We start from the raw sequence: 15,181 nt of genomic DNA on the forward strand, positions 1-15,181 counted from the left end.
AGCTCAGTAATCCCGCGAAACCCGCGCGTTCACGCTCTGGCGGCCGATGGTCGAAATACTCGACAGGATCGATAGCCAGCGCGTGATCTGGAACTCCACGCGCGTCGCCGAATAGCCGCGCCCATCGGTGATCAGCTCCACATAGGTGCGGCGGGTAAGATATTTGCCTGCCGCGATGCTGGTACCCTGCCCGGTTTCCGCGTCGGCGGGCAGGAAGCGAAGGCGATCGAGTCCGGCGGCGCGCCGTACAGCGTTGATCGGATCGAGCCCGCCGCCGCTGCGCAGCCCCGCCACCGCGCTCGCCAACTGAACGGCCTCCGGCGCGCTGAGATCGGTCACGGATGATCCGAACAACAGCCGAGCGAGCAGTTCCTCTTCCGGCAAAGCGGGGGTGCTGGAAAAGCGGATTTCGGGCTTCTGTCCGGTACCGGTGACATTGATGGTGGCATCGACATCCCCCGCATCGGCGAGCGCGACGATATCCAGCGCGGGATCGGGCGGGCTTTCGCCGCGGAAGCGGATGAACCCGCGCGAGAGGCGGAATTCGCGGCCTGCAAATTCGTAATCGCCGCGGATCAGTTCCGCCTGCCCCTCTATCTGAGGGGCGTTGACAAGGCCGCCGACCTGGAAATTGCCCCGCCATTCGCTGTCGAGGCCGAGTCCTGTCACCACGATCTCATCGGGTGCGCGCGCCTCCAGCGCGAACCGCCATTCGCCGCCGCGCCGACGCTGCACCCCGTCATCCGCCGGGCGATTGATCTCGCGCACCACGAGGTCCGGCAACTGCTCGCTAGCCTCTGCATTGCCGAGCGTGAAGCGTCCCTCGTTCACCAGCACCTTGCCCGAAATCGTGCCGCCCTGCCCGCTTGACTGGATGTGCAGCGGCCCGGTCACGGTCGCGGCGAAATCCTTGCGGTCAATCAGCTCCGCGCTGTCCGCCGACAGGTTGAAATCGATCGCAACGCCGCGGCCACCGGAGAAATCGAACGCGCCCGATCCGGTCACTTTCCCGCGTCCAACCTTGCCGCTGACCTGCTGAAACAGAAGCCGCGAGCCGTTGAACCGGCCCTGCGCCGCGATATCGGTAACCACGGTACCGGAAACGCCGCTTTCCAGCCGGGCACCTTGCGCGCGGACAACGCCGCGGATCACCGGATCGGTCAGACTGCCGCCGATGTCCGCGCCCAGCCCGACCGGGCCGGACAGGTCGAACAGCTCAAACCCCGTAAGGCGCCAGAGCGTGCCCGCCTCACCGGAATAGCGCGCCTGCGCGAACAGACGGCCATCATAAAGACGGTTGATCAGGTCTCCGGTCGGGGCAAGATCGGAAATACGCGCCTGGACACGGCCGACGGTCTTGCCGTCATTCGCGATCACCGCGCGCATCGCCATCGCATCGGCCGAAAGCGCCGCGTTCAAGCCGATATCGAGCGGACGGGAGCTTACGAACAGGCCGGAGCGGCTGAGGCCCTTGATCCGAAGCTTCGCATCGCCCGTCGGCTGCAGCCCACCGCGATAATTGACCGTACCGGTTGCCCGCCCGCCAAGGCCCAGATCGGAATAGGCCAGATCCAGCAGGGCCAAAGGCATTTCCGCAAAGCGCAGTTCCAATTCGGCCGAGCCGCCGAACTGTCCCGCGGCGCGCAGCGTGCCCCCCCCATAGCTGATCGCCGTGGGGCGCAGGCGCCAGCCCGCATCGTCGCGCACGAAAATGGCAGGCTTGGTGAGGCGGATCGGCTGGCGGCGAAAGCTGCCCGATCCACTCACCGCAATCCGGTTCGGCGCGACGGCGGCGCGCGCATCAAAGGCGAAGCGGCTGCCGCGCGTGCCCGCCAGCTTGGCCGCGACATTGCCGCTCCCGTTCACGATCTTGGCCCGCGCGTCCAATGTACCGAGCACGAACTTACCCTGGCTTATTCCCTGCGCGCGCAAGGTGGCATCGATATCGGAACGCCCCTCACTAAAGAAGGCGTCTATGCTGCCATCGGCGGTGCGGATGCGAATGTCACCGGCATTTCCGAAACGCGCGTTGCGCGCCGTAAAGCTGCCCTGCACGCGCTGCCCGCCGGGCTGACCCATCAGCCGCAGATTACCGTCCACCCCGCCCCCGCTGAGCGCCAGCGTACCTGTCAGCCCGCCATTTTCCGGGCGCACTCGCCCGCGCGCGAGGGTATCGGCCACCAGCAGCCGCTCGACATCGAAGGTCGCGCCGCCACCTTTGGGCAGCAGGATCGCGCCATTGCTGGTGAACGGCCCGAGCAGCGATCCGCCTGCCGCTTCATAGGCGAAACCGCTCTGCGTGGGATCAAGCACGAGCCGCACATCGGACAGGCCCGCCGCGTCGAAGGGATTGGCGAGGTTCAGTACCAGCCGCGGCCGCTCCAGCCGCCCCACCAGCGCCATATCGAAGCGCCCCCACCGTTGATGTTCGCCCACGCCGTCGATGTCGAAAGTGCCGTCGCGATTGCGCAGCCCGCCACCTGTGAAACGGAGCAGCGGCGCAGTGACGGTGAAGTCGGGGAAGCGGAACAGCCCGTCCTCTCCGCGCACGAGCCGGGTGCGCAGCCGGGGCTGACCGCCCGCTAGATCGCGCAGAAACGCATTGTCGAACCGGGTGGTGACGGCATCGACATCGCCCGCGATGGTCAGCCTGCCAGCTGCGCCCGGTGCCAGAAGTAGGTCTGCGCCGACATCGACGAGGCCAAGGCCGTTCACCGGAAAATTGGGTGCCTTACCAATGATGCGTACGCGCCAGTCGCGCCTGTCCAGCGCCACATCCACATTCGCGCGTCCGGAAAAGCTGCGGGTCCGCACGGCAAGCTCCTCCCCGGTGATCCGCGATCCGGCGATGCGCAGGCGCCCGTCCGCCGTCAGATCGGAAAACAGCCTTTCACCCAGCGGGCCGAGGCCAACCACCAGGCCTGCCTGCAAACGGATCGGCAAGGTGCCGACGCCGTTCACCAACCGCCCATCGCCCGCCGCGCGCAGATTATACAGCTCCGCCTTGCCCAGCATCAGGCTGTCCGCGCTCGCCCGGTAATCGAAGCGAAGTCGTTCCGGCGGACCGTTGAGCCGCGCCAGCACCCGCAGATTGCCGGCCTTCAGGTCCTTCGAAAGCATGCGCGGATCGAGTATGCGCAGGTCCGCCCGCATCGCATCGAAGCCGCCTTCGCGGGCATCATATCCACCATCGAGCGCCAGAAGCGCGCTGTTAGAATGCAGCGTGCCGCGCCCTGACCAGATGCCGTCCTCGACACGGCCAGCCAGATCGACCGCAAGTTGCGGAGCGGTCAGCCGTGCCAGCGCGCCGCGCAGGAACCGGTCCGCATCCAGGGTGCCCATCGCGGTATAATAACCCGCCCGCGCACCCAGCGTCAGATCCGCCAACATATTTCCGCCGCTGTTCGCCGTCAGCCGCCCGTTCCAGCGCTTCCAGTTTCCTTTTCCTTCCACCTGTGCGGAAAGGCCTTCCTCTACGCCGATCAGCGCCGCGATCAGCCCGCCTTGCGGCGCCAGCACGTCACCGTCGAGCGCGAAACGCTCCTCATCCGGCGCAATATCGATATCCAGTTCAATGCTGTCGCCTGCACTGGCGAGACCGGTCAGCTGCGCGCGCAGGCGATTGTCGCGTATCTCCCCATTGCCGAACAGCTTGGCGGTCTGTGCGCGGCCGCCCACCGCCTTGTCGATCCGGATATCGGGCAGCGAAAAGCTTCCGATATAGATGTCGAATTGCGGCAGCAGCGGACCGCCTGTCGGCACGAGCGCGGGTTTGCGAAGCAGCTGCGCGCCGTTCGCTTCCAGCCGGTCGATCGAGAGCCGCTGGCCGAGCAGCGCGAACGGGAACCAGTCCAGCGCCACTCGCTCTGCGCGGAAGAAGGTGCCTTGCGGGTCGCTCAGCGTCAGGCCGCGCACAATGGTGTTTTCGTAGATCGAACCCTCGATCCGGTCCATCCCGATGCGCAGGCCGCTTCTCGGCTGCTGCTCCTCGATTTTCGCGACGATAAAACGGTGCCCCGACGGCGTGTCGAGCCAGATCATCGCGCTGGCGAGCGCGGTGAGCAAAAGAAGAACCACCGCCAGTATGCCGGCCTGCCAGCGCCTGCTGCGGCGACGCGGACGCGCGGCTTCTTCCTCGGCTCGGACCTGATCGGCTGCGGGCTGCTGCTCGCTCAAAAGGCCTGTCCCAAAGACACCGCCACCGCGATCGGCCCGTCGCCGGGGCCGGGGTTCAGCGGTGTGCCGACATCGATGCGGATCGGCCCGAAATCGCTATAATATCGCAGGCCCAGGCCCACGCCATATTGCAGGTTGGAAAGGTCCGGGAACTGCGCGGTGGTGACGCTGCCCGCGTCGATAAATGGCACCACGCCGAAATTGCCGAAGCGATAGCGCGCTTCCAGCGAGAATTCGGCAAGGCCGCGTCCGCCGATCGGATTGCCGCTGGGATCGCGCGGGCCGATCCGTTGAAACCCGTAGCCGCGTACCGATCCGCCGCCGCCCGCATAATTGCGGCGCGAGGGCGCGATCAGGCCAAGCTCGGTTCCGCTGATCGCGCCGAAACGTGCGCGCCCTGCAATTACGACATCGTCGCGGATGGGCTGATAGGCGCTGGCGTCCAGCTGCATGCGCGCATAACCGTCTGCGGCACCGAGAAAGGAAATCTCCGGAGACAGCGTTCCGCCGAGCCGGAAACCACGCGTCGGATCGAGCAGATTGTCGGTGCCGTCGTAAAACAGCCCGGACGGGAAAGCGCCGATGTAAAAGGTCTGCCGGTCCTGCGCGCCTAGCGCCAGATTATACGCCTTTTCCTGCGTGTAGAGGATTTCCGGCCCCGCGAACCACGTCCAGCGCTTCTGGAAGATCAGCGTCGTCAACCGCTCATAATTGGCGGAAATCGAAATGGTGCGCGCGTCGAACGCGTCCAGCCGGGCGTTGCGGGCGAGCACGCGCGCGGTGAGCACCCTGTCCCGCCCGTAGAAATTATTGCGGCGATAGGTGAGCCCGGCCAGCTGCTCGCGCGTGCCCAGCACGCCGTTCACGCGCAGCGCCCCCTCGGGCGGGAAGAAATTGCGGTGCTCCCAGCTTGCCTCCACCCGGAAGCCTTCACCGGTGCCGTAGCCGATTTCCCCGGCAATGGTGCGCGGCGGCGCGGGATCGATATCGACGGCAAGGTCCACCTCGCCCGGCCTGTCCGATGCTACCGGCTCGATGTCCACCTTGGAGACCAGCCCGGTGGCAATCAGTGCGCTGTTGAGATCCTGCACGTCCGAGCGGCGAAAGATATCGCCTTCATCGAACCGGGCGATGCGCGACAGGTGGCGCGCGCCGAACAGATCGTTACGGCGCGGCACAATCCGACCGAAAACGAAGCGCCCGCCCGGCGTCACCGTCATATCGAGCGTGCCGCTATCCGCCGATCGGTCCACCACGATTTCCGGTTCGCCTGTCTGAAAAAAAGGATAGCCGCTTTCCTCTGCCGTGCTGGTGAGGTTGGTGCGCGCAGCGACCACCAGATCCTGATTGACCGGATCGCCGACGTTCAACGTGAAGGCGGAACGCAGCCGCTCGGTATCGCTGCCCGCCGCGTTGATGCCCGGCAACGTAATGCGCTGGAAATGATAGAGCGAACCTGGTTCGACATCGAGCTCAACCGAAACGCTGTTTTCGCCCGCGCCGTTCAGCTGTGAATAAACGAGCGCGTCATAATAGCCATCGATGCGCAGCAGACGCTCCAGCAGTTCGGCATCATCGGTCGCCCGTCGCGCGATTTGCCCGGCGAAGGAGCGATCGCCGTCGCTGGCTTTCAGAGTGGACAGCGTATCGAAGCGCTCACGCAGCTTTCCGGTAACCGCATCGGGCAGGCCGGTGAGGTTCACATCATAAGCAAACGGGCCGTCGCCGATGACGGGCGCAGCTGGCTCTTGCGCCTCCTGCGCCGCCAGCGCGTCGGACGGCAGGGCGAGGTCCGGCCCGAAATCGGCGTCAAAATCGGGCGAGGCACCGCTGAGATTGGCGGGCACCGTCTCTTCCGCCAGCGGTTCGGCGGACGGCGGATCGTCGAAAGCACCTTCGTCGGCCAAGGGATCCTCGGCCAGCGGTGTGCCTAGATCGGGCCAGTCGACGCCGAGATCAGGGAGCGGCGCCAGCGGGGCGTCGGGATCGAGCGGGGCATCAAGAAAATCGTCATCGGCCTGCCCGTCCTGCTGGGCGAGGGCCGCGACGGGACAAGCGCACAACATGGCGGCCAGTGGCACGAAGACGGCGCGGCGGCGACCCAATCCCAACTCTCCCAACCCGGTCCATGGCATAGCCCAGCCGCGGCCTTAGGAAAATCGGTCTGAACCGGCAACAACGCGCTGAGATTTGCGCCATTCGGCGGTGCGAACGCCGCAAAACCATTGAGCCAGCCTTGCAGCGGAATTTCGAGCCCTGACCGGGCAACTTTATCTAGAAGGCGCGTTCGAGCCGGTCGTGCAGATCGTGAACAGGCTGCTGCTCACGATAGGTGCCTTTCAGGCGCGCGGCCATGCGATGGACGCGATAATAAAGATCCTCGCTCTGACGCGCGAGATAAGCGGGGCCGGCCCGCAGCAACGCTACCAGTTCCTCGTCGCTCGCCACGGCATAGCCCAGGCTGCGCTCTTCGGTATGGAGTTCGTCCAGCGTCAGCTCGCCGGCGCGATAGGCCTTCTGGTTCAGCAGCCAGGCGATAACCTGCATCAGCCGGGTCGTTACCTTCAGGGATTCGCAGGAAAGCGCCAGCGTCTCACGCGGCGACAATGTGATGTCCGTCTCTTCGAACGCCGAGCGTGCCTCATCCGCCAGGACCAGCGCTTCGCAATACAGCGAATCGATGAGCTTGGTAGTGAGACACGCGTCGGGTTGGGAAGTTTGGAACATGCCGATCATATGGCAGAGCGATTCGTCGTCGAACAGCTTATTAACGATAATTCAGATGGTTAACGCAATATTGTGCCGTTTCGGCACGGGTGATTATAAGTCATGAGAGCTGGGGAACCGGTCAGGCGATAATGTCCGGCGTAATCTCATCCTCGATGCGCCCGATGCGGTCTTTCAGCGCGAGTTTCCGCCGTTTCAGCCGAGCGATCTGCAACTGGTCCGGCACCTGCTGTGCCGTCAGTGCGGCGATCGCATCGTCGAGATCGCGATGTTCGATGCGCAGCCCCTGGAGGACCTGACGGTAACCTTCATCATTCATTGCCTGCCCCTTCACTCCGCCCGCAATCCCGTTTTATCGCTAGCAACAGCACGCATAGGCCGCCAGTCCTTGGCGAAGTGTCATCAGATCGTCGCATTTCGCACCCTGACCGGCGAGATCATAGGACTTTGGAAGGTTTTTATGCTTCACTTCGAATCACCGGCAGGATCCTCCCGCCGGCAAATACGAAGGAGAACGCCATGCACAACGGCCATCTGTCCGCACTCGAAAACAAGCATGCCAAGCTTGAGTCGCAGATCGCTAATGAGGCTAACCGTCCCTCTCCCGATCCAGTGAGGATTCACGCCCTTAAGAAGCAAAAGCTCGCCCTCAAGGACGAGATTAGCGTAGCAAGAGCCCACTGATCGATTTGTAATCAAACCGCACAGCGCGGGGGCGGCGGCACCTGGCCACCGCTCTCGCGCGCATCCGGCGGAGTCCTCCCCGGGGAAAGCCGCATCGTTGACATCGGCTGAAAAGTGCGACGACCCCATATCCAAACTCGCGCGATACCCCGCAAGCTGATAGGCCGATGGCATGACGCAGACCGCCGCCATCTCCGCCAGACAGATCCTGACCGGCCTCCACGAAGTGATGGCCAGCCGCACCCATGCACAGGGCAAGCTGAACCATGTCGTCGATATCATCGGCGAGGCGCTGGATAGCGAAGTCTGCTCGATCTATCTGCTGCGCGAAGGTGCGCTGGAGCTTTATGCGACGCGCGGCCTCAACCCCGAAGCGGTTCACGTCACCCGTCTCGCCCGCGGAGAAGGCCTGGTCGGCACGATCGCCGAGAATAACGACACGCTGAACCTGGCCGAGGCGGCGACGCATCCAAACTTCCTCTACATGCCCGAAACCGGCGAGGAGAAATTCCACAGCTTCGCCGGCGTGCCGATCGTCCGGTCCGAGCGCGCGGTGGGTGTGGTCTGCGTGCAGCATCGCGATCCGCGAAAATATGAAGAGGTGGAGATCGAGGCGCTGCAGACGGTCGCGATGGTGCTGGCAGAGCTGATCACCAATGCCGAACTGATCGATGATCAACGCACGCAGATGGTGGCGGACACCGGGGCTACACGCCTGTCCGGCCTGCCGCTCGTCAAGGGCATGGCCGCGGGCGCGGCGATCTTCCATCAGCCGCGCATCGAGATCGAGCATGTCGTGGCCGAGGATATCGAGGCCGAGCGCGCGCGCGTATACTCAGCGTTCGACAAGATGCGCGACCAGATCGATCGCATGGCGAGCCAGGCCGATTTCGGCGTGGGCGGCGAGCATGAAGAGGTCCTCGAGACCTACAAGATGTTCGCCTATGACGAGGGCTGGAGCCGCCGCATCAACGAGGCGATCGACAGCGGCCTGACCGCCGAAGCGGCGATCGAGCGCGTCCAGCAACGCACCCGCATGCGCATGCGCCAGATCGACGATCCCTTGCTTGCTGAGCGGATGCACGACCTGGAGGATCTCTCCAACCGCCTGCTGCGCATCGTCTCCGGCCAGATGGGCACCGCCGCGCAATTCGGGCTGCGCAAGGATTCGATCCTCATCGCGCGCAATCTGGGTCCGGCGGAACTGCTGGAATATGATCGGCGGCGGCTGAAAGGCGTGATCCTGGAAGAAGGCTCGCTCACCGCGCATGTCACCATCGTGGCGCGCGCGATGGGTATACCGATGATCGGGCGGGCGCGTGGCATCCGCAGCCATCTGCGCGAGGGCGATGAACTGCTGCTCGATGCTGACAGCAACAGCATCTTTATCCGCCCCGACACGGAGATCGTCGAAAGTTACGAGACCAAGCTGGCGAAGCGGCAAGAACGGCGCGCGCGCTACGCTGCCTTGCGTGATGCTGAGCCGGTGACCATGGACGGCACGCGCATATCGGTGATGGTGAACGCCGGCCTTCGCGACGATGTCGGCGCGGTGGCGATGACGGGCGCGGACGGCGTGGGTCTGTTCCGCACCGAGTTCCAGTTCCTCGTCAGTTCCACTTTGCCGCAGCGCGAGCGCCAGATGCGCTTCTATCGCGATGTGCTGGATGCCGCGGGCGAGAAGCCGGTGATCTTCCGCACGCTCGATATCGGCGGAGACAAGGCGCTGCCTTACATCAAGGACGCCGGGATGGATGAGGAAAACCCGGCCATGGGCTGGCGCGCGCTGCGCGTCGCGCTCGACCGCAGCGGCCTGATGAAAGCGCAGGCACGCGCGCTGATCGAAGCGGCGTCGGGCCGCACTTTGCACGTGATGTTCCCGCTGATCGCCGAGCCGTGGGAATTTCTGGAAGCGCGCGATCTGTTCTACGAGCAGGTGGAGTTCTTGCGAACGCGCAAGAAGCAGCTGCCAGTCCATATCCGCTACGGCGCGATGCTGGAGGTGCCGGCCCTTGCCGATGCACTCGACCAGCTGACCGGCGAACTGGATTTCCTCTCGGTCGGCACCAATGACCTGACCCAGTTCCTGTTCGCGGCCGATCGTTCGCACCCGCGGCTGGCCGAGCGTTACGACTGGCTGAGCCCCGCGATCCTTCGCTTTTTGCGCCGCGTCGCTCGCAATCTCGACGATACGCCGGTGCAGCTTGGCGTTTGCGGTGAGATGGGTGGCCGCCCGCTCGAGGCCATGGCGCTCCTGGGCCTGGGCTATCGCCGCCTGTCGATCACTCCGGCCGCGGTGGGGCCGATCAAGGCGATGGTCCGCTCGCTCGATCTCGGCGCGGTCAGCACGCTGATGGAGGAGCTTCTTGCGCGCCCGCCCGCAGACTTGCGCGCGACACTCACCGCCTGGGCGAACGAGAAGGCTGTCGATATCGGCTGACCGGTGCGCCGAGGGGGTGAACGGCATTGACAATGCCCCCTCGCCCGCCGCATTTGCTTGGCCCAGGGGCAAGTCTTTCCAGTAGGACGGTAGGGAAGCCGAGGGATAGTGGACGACGAGCGAGAACAGCCCGCCGCAGAGGCCGACACCTATGGTTCGGTGGGAGAAATGTTGCGGCTTGAGCGGGAGAAACAGTCTCTCACGCTGACCGATATTGCGGACAAGACGCGCATCCCGATGCGGCATCTGAAGGCGCTTGAGGCATCGGATCACGATGCGCTGCCCGCCAGCACCTATGAGATTGGATTTGCAAAGGCCTATGGCCGCGCGCTCGGCCTGGACGAAGAGCATATCGCGAACGAGCTGCGCGATGAGATCGGCCACCGCCCGAGCTATGATCGCACGCGCGATCGCGACAATTTCCAGCCCGCCGACCCCGCGCGTACCCCGCCGCGCCTGATGGTGTGGACCGCGGCGCTGATCGGCATCCTGCTGGTGGCCGGATATGGCATCTGGCGCGGCTTTTTCTGGACCAGCGATCCTGCCGATCCGTATCTGGATACGGCCAATCAGCAGCAGGTCGCTTCCGCAACGCCCGTCGCCAAAGCGCCGATTGCGCCCGCCGGCCCAAGCGCGTCCGATCCGGTGGTGCTGACTGCCACAAAGGAAGTCTGGGTGCGCATCTACAATGGTGCCGACGACACGCTGCTCATGAAGACGATGGCGCCAGGCGAGAAATTCGAAGTGCCCGCGCAGGCCGAAAATCCCATGATCAACATCGGCCGTCCCGAGGCACTGACGGTGACTGTGGGTGGCCGCGAGGTTGCCCCGCTCGGCCCGCCGGAGCGCGCGATCAAGGATATCGGCATCAGCGCCCGCGCGCTGCTGGCGCGCGACACGGGCGGCGCTGCCGCCAACGCCGCGAGCGCTCCGGGCACCACCTGATCGCGGCCCATTCAGCGCCGCGTCAGCAGCCGACAGGTTAAAGCGGTTTCCCGCAGCCGTCCGACATGGCACAGGCAAAGCGGTGACAGCGACATACCGGCGCTTGGGATTTTGGGAGGAGCGCCGGAACGGGAGGAAAAACATGCGCCTGAAATCGATGATCCTGGCGAGCGTACTCGTGCCGTCCGCCCTCGCACCGCTGGCGTTGATGCCGACCGCGGCCAGCGCGCAGGACACGAGTGTAAATGGTCGCATCGACCGGCTGGAACAGGAAGTTCGCGCCCTGCAGCGCAAGGTCTTCCCCGGCGGATCAGACCGCTATTTCGAACCGGAAATCCAGGCGCAGCAGCAGCCCTCCCGCGTGCCCGGCACCAGCACCGATGCCAGCGCCGTGACCGGCCTGATGACGCGCGTCGATGCCTTGGAAGCGCAGCTGGCGAGCCTTACCGGACAGGTCGAGGAGCGCGGCTATCAGATGCGCCAGATGGAAACGAAGCTGAGCGCGCTGCAGGACCGGATCGCGCGTCTGGAAAGCGCCCCGCCCGCCGCCGCTCCCGCGGTGGAAGAAGAGGCGAACCCGGCCCCGGCTCCCTCGGCAGCGTCCAAGCCCGCCGCTGCAACCAAGCCGTCTGCCGTCACCAACACCGGCCGCGCGCAGGCCGTGGCCGCCATAGAGAAGCCTTCGACCGGCGATGCCGCGGAAGACAGCTACATCTACGGCTATCGCCTCTGGGAAGCGGGTTTTTATCCCGAAGCGCAGGCGCAGCTCGCCAAGACGGTGAAGGATTATCCGAAATATTCGAAAATGAGCTATGCCCGCAATTTGCTGGGCCGGGCGTGGCTGGACGATAAGAAGCCGGCCACCTCCGCACAATATTTTCTGGAAAATTACCAGAAGGACCCGCGCGGGGACCGGGCACCCGACAGCCTGTATTTCCTGGGCGTCGCGCTGACCGACCTGAACAAGAAGAGCGAGGCCTGCCAGGCCTATGCCGAACTGGCGGACGTCTATCCGGATATCGCCAGCGGCCGATTGGCGAACCGTGTCACGTCCGGCAAGGCGAAGGCCAATTGCAAATGATCTGACCGAGCGCTTCGCCTCCGGCCTGTTGCGGGCCGTGGGCGGAATGCCGGACAGGCTGGGCCTCGCCGTTTCCGGCGGGCCGGACAGCCTGGCGTTGTTGCTGCTGGCGCACGATGCTTTGCCGGGACGGATCGCCGCGGCCACGGTTGATCATGGTCTGCGCCCGGAAGCGGCGGATGAAGCCGCCTTCGTCGGCGCGCTCTGCAACCAGCGAGGAATCCCACACACAACGCTGCGCCCCCTGCAGCCGATTACGGGCAACATCCAGTCCGCCGCACGCGCCGCCCGCTACAGGTTGCTCGTTCAATGGGCCGAGGAGCAGGCCCTCCCTTTTATCGCGACGGCGCATCATGCGGATGATCAGCTGGAAACATTGCTGATGCGGCTTGCGCGCGGCAGCGGCGTGGCCGGCCTCTCCGGCATCCGTCGGCGCAACGGCAGGATCGTGCGGCCACTTCTGGAGTTCACCAAGGATCGGCTGATCGCCATCTGCGCGGAGGCAGGCCTTACGCCTATCGACGATCCCAGCAATCGCGACCCGGCCTTTGATAGAGTGCGTATACGCGCCCTGCTGAACCAAAGCTCGAACGCCTTTTCACCCGGCGCGACACAGCGCACCGCCGATGCGCTTTTCGACGCGCAGGAAGCCTTGTGCTGGGTCACCGATCGCGCGGCGTCCGAGGCAATCACCGCGCAGGGCGAGGGCTGGCTTCTCCGTGCCGCGCCCTATCCGCGCGAAATTCAGCGCCGCCTCCTCAGCCTCACCCTTGCCCGGCTAGGCGAATCGCCGCGCGGAGACGTGCTGAGCCGCGCGCTCGAGTCGTTGCGGGCGGGCCAGAAAAGCAGCCTCGGCGCAGCTCTATGCGATCCACGCGATGATGGCTGGCTTATCTGCCCCGCCCCGCCCCGCCGCACCGGCTGATGCGCCGCGCTGTCCAGAGCCCCGCAACGATGCTATCCTTGCCTCACGGCCGCAGACCTTTGCCGCCCCGCCATGCCTATCGATAGGTTTCTCGCAAGCGGCGGGAGGTCTCGGGCAACCGGCCCGGTCAAATCGTGATTACCGCCGGCCGCATTATATTGCCATTCACCATCGCCGCCTTACATTGCACGGGTTGGATTGGAGCAAAGCATGAACGACGATCAGGAGCCGAAAGGCAATCCCTGGATGAAAAGCATGATGATCTGGGCGGGCGCGATCCTCGCAGTCCTGCTCGTATTCTCGGTGTTCGACGGCAACCAGGCCGCCGATGCGCAGGGCGTCAGCTATACTACGTTCCGTGAAAAGGTGGCCTCTGGCTCTGTGAAGAGTGTGCAGATCGGCCCGGATCGCATCATCGGCACCTACACCGATGGCGACAAGTTCCAGACGATCCCCGTGCCGAACGACAGCAGCCTGAACCAGCTGCTGGAAGCCAACGGTGTCGAGGCAAGCGGCATGGCGCAGGAGCAGCCGAGCATCTGGCAGTATATGCTGGTGCAGGCCCTGCCCTTCCTGCTGATCATCGGTATTGCCTTCTTCGTGCTGCGACAGATGCAGAAGGGCGGCGGCGCCAGCGGCGCGATGGGTTTCGGCAAGTCCAAGGCCAAGCTGCTGACGGAGAAGCACGGCAAGGTGACGTTCGACGACGTTGCCGGCATCGATGAGGCGCGCGAGGAATTGCAGGAGATCGTCGAGTTTCTGCGCGATCCCACCAAATTCTCCAAGCTCGGCGGCAAGATTCCCAAGGGCGCGCTGCTGGTCGGTTCGCCCGGCACCGGCAAAACGCTGCTCGCCCGCGCGATTGCAGGCGAAGCGGGCGTGCCGTTCTTCACCATCTCCGGTTCTGACTTCGTCGAGATGTTCGTCGGCGTCGGCGCCAGCCGTGTGCGCGACATGTTCGAGCAGGCGAAAAAGAACGCGCCGTGCATCCTGTTCATCGACGAAATCGACGCCGTCGGCCGCCATCGCGGCGCCGGCCTCGGCAATGGTAATGACGAGCGCGAGCAGACGCTGAACCAGCTGCTCGTCGAAATGGACGGTTTCGAGGCGAACGAAGGTATCATCATCATCGCCGCGACCAACCGTCCCGATGTGCTCGACCCCGCGCTTCTGCGTCCGGGCCGCTTCGACCGTCAGGTGGTCGTGCCGCGTCCGGACATCGAGGGCCGCGAGAAGATCCTTGCGGTGCACATGAAGAAGGTGCCGCTGGCCCCCGATGTGGACGCGCGTACCATCGCGCGTGGCACGCCCGGCTTCTCCGGCGCGGACCTTGCCAACCTGGTCAATGAAGCTGCGCTGATGGCCGCACGCCGTTCCAAGCGTCTCGTCGCCATGCAGGAGTTCGAGGACGCCAAGGACAAGGTCATGATGGGATCGGAGCGCCGCTCCATGGTCATGACCGATGACGAGAAGAAGATGACCGCCTATCATGAGGCCGGCCATGCCATAGTCGCGATCCATGAGCCCGCGTCGGACCCGATCCACAAGGCGACGATCATTCCGCGCGGCCGCGCGCTCGGCATGGTCATGCGCCTGCCGGAGCGGGACAGCTACAGCTATCACCGTGACAAGATGCACGCGAATCTGGCCGTTTCCATGGGCGGACGCGTGGCCGAGGAAATCATCTTCGGGTACAACAAGGTTAGTTCCGGCGCTTCGAGCGATATTCAATATGCCACCAAGCTCGCCCGCGACATGGTGACGCAGTGGGGTATGTCGGATGAGATGGGCCCGCTGCAATATGAAGAGCCGCAGGGTGAAACCTTCTTGGGCTATTCGCAGTCGCAGCGCAGCCACATGTCGGACGAGACCGCCAAGAAGATCGATAAGGAAATTCGCCGGATCGTCGAAGAAGGCTATGAGCGGGCGAAGTCGCTTCTCAATGAGCATAGCGATCAGCTGCACCAGCTGGCCAATGCAATGCTGGAATATGAGACGCTCTCGGGCGACGAAATCCGCGAGTTGCTGGAAACCGGCAAGTTCGAGCGCGAGGACGGCGAAATCGTGAAACCCTCGGAAACCCCTCAACTGGGTACACTCATCCCGTCTGCCGGGCGCGGCAAACCGAAGAACCCATTCGGAGATGCCAGGCCTCAAGGGGCCTGATCGCCACAGTGTAAGAAAGTAAAGAGAAGGGGCCTGC

General features: G+C 64.5%; 10 protein-coding genes. 6 read left to right on the forward strand and 4 right to left on the reverse strand.

Annotation, left to right across the window (positions count from 1 at the left end; genetic code table 11):
• Positions 1 to 3: 3 nt before the first annotated feature.
• From H7X45_RS07885 to H7X45_RS07900, 4 genes are all read right to left on the reverse strand, one after another.
• Entirely contained in the window at positions 4 to 4,176 is a 4,173-nt protein-coding gene (locus H7X45_RS07885; RefSeq protein ID WP_187334372.1) for a translocation/assembly module TamB domain-containing protein, read from the reverse strand.
• Positions 4,173 to 6,281, reverse strand: coding sequence for an autotransporter assembly complex protein TamA (locus H7X45_RS07890; protein ID WP_246449393.1), 2,109 nt, complete (start codon positions 6,279 to 6,281; stop codon positions 4,173 to 4,175). The genes H7X45_RS07885 and H7X45_RS07890 overlap by 4 nt, the downstream gene beginning before the upstream one ends.
• Positions 6,282 to 6,450: 169 nt before the next feature.
• Positions 6,451 to 6,903: a DUF1465 family protein gene (locus H7X45_RS07895; protein ID WP_187334373.1), complete on the reverse strand. Its 453-nt coding sequence runs from the start codon at positions 6,901 to 6,903 to the stop codon at positions 6,451 to 6,453.
• A gap of 121 nt (positions 6,904 to 7,024) precedes the next feature.
• Entirely contained in the window at positions 7,025 to 7,222 is a 198-nt protein-coding gene (locus H7X45_RS07900) for a YdcH family protein (RefSeq protein ID WP_187334374.1), read from the reverse strand.
• Between the two features lie 200 nt (positions 7,223 to 7,422).
• Here H7X45_RS07900 and H7X45_RS07905 point away from each other — a divergent pair, with 200 nt between their 5' ends.
• The 6 genes from H7X45_RS07905 (at position 7,423) to ftsH (ending at position 15,144) form a co-directional block, all read left to right on the forward strand.
• Positions 7,423 to 7,587: a YdcH family protein gene (locus H7X45_RS07905; protein ID WP_187334375.1), complete on the forward strand. Its 165-nt coding sequence runs from the start codon at positions 7,423 to 7,425 to the stop codon at positions 7,585 to 7,587.
• A gap of 172 nt (positions 7,588 to 7,759) precedes the next feature.
• Positions 7,760 to 10,027: a phosphoenolpyruvate--protein phosphotransferase gene (gene ptsP, locus H7X45_RS07910; RefSeq protein WP_187334376.1), complete on the forward strand. Its 2,268-nt coding sequence runs from the start codon at positions 7,760 to 7,762 to the stop codon at positions 10,025 to 10,027.
• Positions 10,028 to 10,135: 108 nt separating this feature from the next.
• A complete protein-coding gene (locus H7X45_RS07915) occupies positions 10,136 to 10,972 on the forward strand; it encodes a helix-turn-helix domain-containing protein (RefSeq protein WP_187334377.1) in 837 nt (278 codons plus the stop codon).
• A 142-nt stretch (positions 10,973 to 11,114) separates the two neighbouring features.
• Complete coding sequence (locus H7X45_RS07920; protein WP_187334378.1) at positions 11,115 to 12,053, forward strand: tol-pal system YbgF family protein; 939 nt, start codon at positions 11,115 to 11,117, stop codon at positions 12,051 to 12,053.
• Entirely contained in the window at positions 12,016 to 12,978 is a 963-nt protein-coding gene (tilS, locus tag H7X45_RS07925) for a tRNA lysidine(34) synthetase TilS (protein WP_246449394.1), read from the forward strand. The genes H7X45_RS07920 and tilS overlap by 38 nt, the downstream gene beginning before the upstream one ends.
• A 210-nt stretch (positions 12,979 to 13,188) precedes the next feature.
• Positions 13,189 to 15,144: an ATP-dependent zinc metalloprotease FtsH gene (gene ftsH / locus H7X45_RS07930; protein WP_187334380.1), complete on the forward strand. Its 1,956-nt coding sequence runs from the start codon at positions 13,189 to 13,191 to the stop codon at positions 15,142 to 15,144.
• Positions 15,145 to 15,181: the final 37 nt, after the last annotated feature.

It is taken from the genome of Novosphingopyxis iocasae (assembly GCF_014334095.1).
GTDB classification, from domain to species: domain Bacteria; phylum Pseudomonadota; class Alphaproteobacteria; order Sphingomonadales; family Sphingomonadaceae; genus Novosphingopyxis; species Novosphingopyxis iocasae.

Coding starts and splice junctions, on each gene's coding strand:
- ftsH (WP_187334380.1), top strand. CDS start 13,189: ATGAACGACGATCAGGAGCCGAAAGGCAATCCCTGGATGAAAAGCATG.
- H7X45_RS07900 (WP_187334374.1), bottom strand. CDS start 7,222: ATGAATGATGAAGGTTACCGTCAGGTCCTCCAGGGGCTGCGCATCGAA.
- H7X45_RS07905 (WP_187334375.1), top strand. CDS start 7,423: ATGCACAACGGCCATCTGTCCGCACTCGAAAACAAGCATGCCAAGCTT.
- H7X45_RS07920 (WP_187334378.1), top strand. CDS start 11,115: ATGCGCCTGAAATCGATGATCCTGGCGAGCGTACTCGTGCCGTCCGCC.
- ptsP (WP_187334376.1), top strand. CDS start 7,760: ATGACGCAGACCGCCGCCATCTCCGCCAGACAGATCCTGACCGGCCTC.
- H7X45_RS07895 (WP_187334373.1), bottom strand. CDS start 6,903: ATGTTCCAAACTTCCCAACCCGACGCGTGTCTCACTACCAAGCTCATC.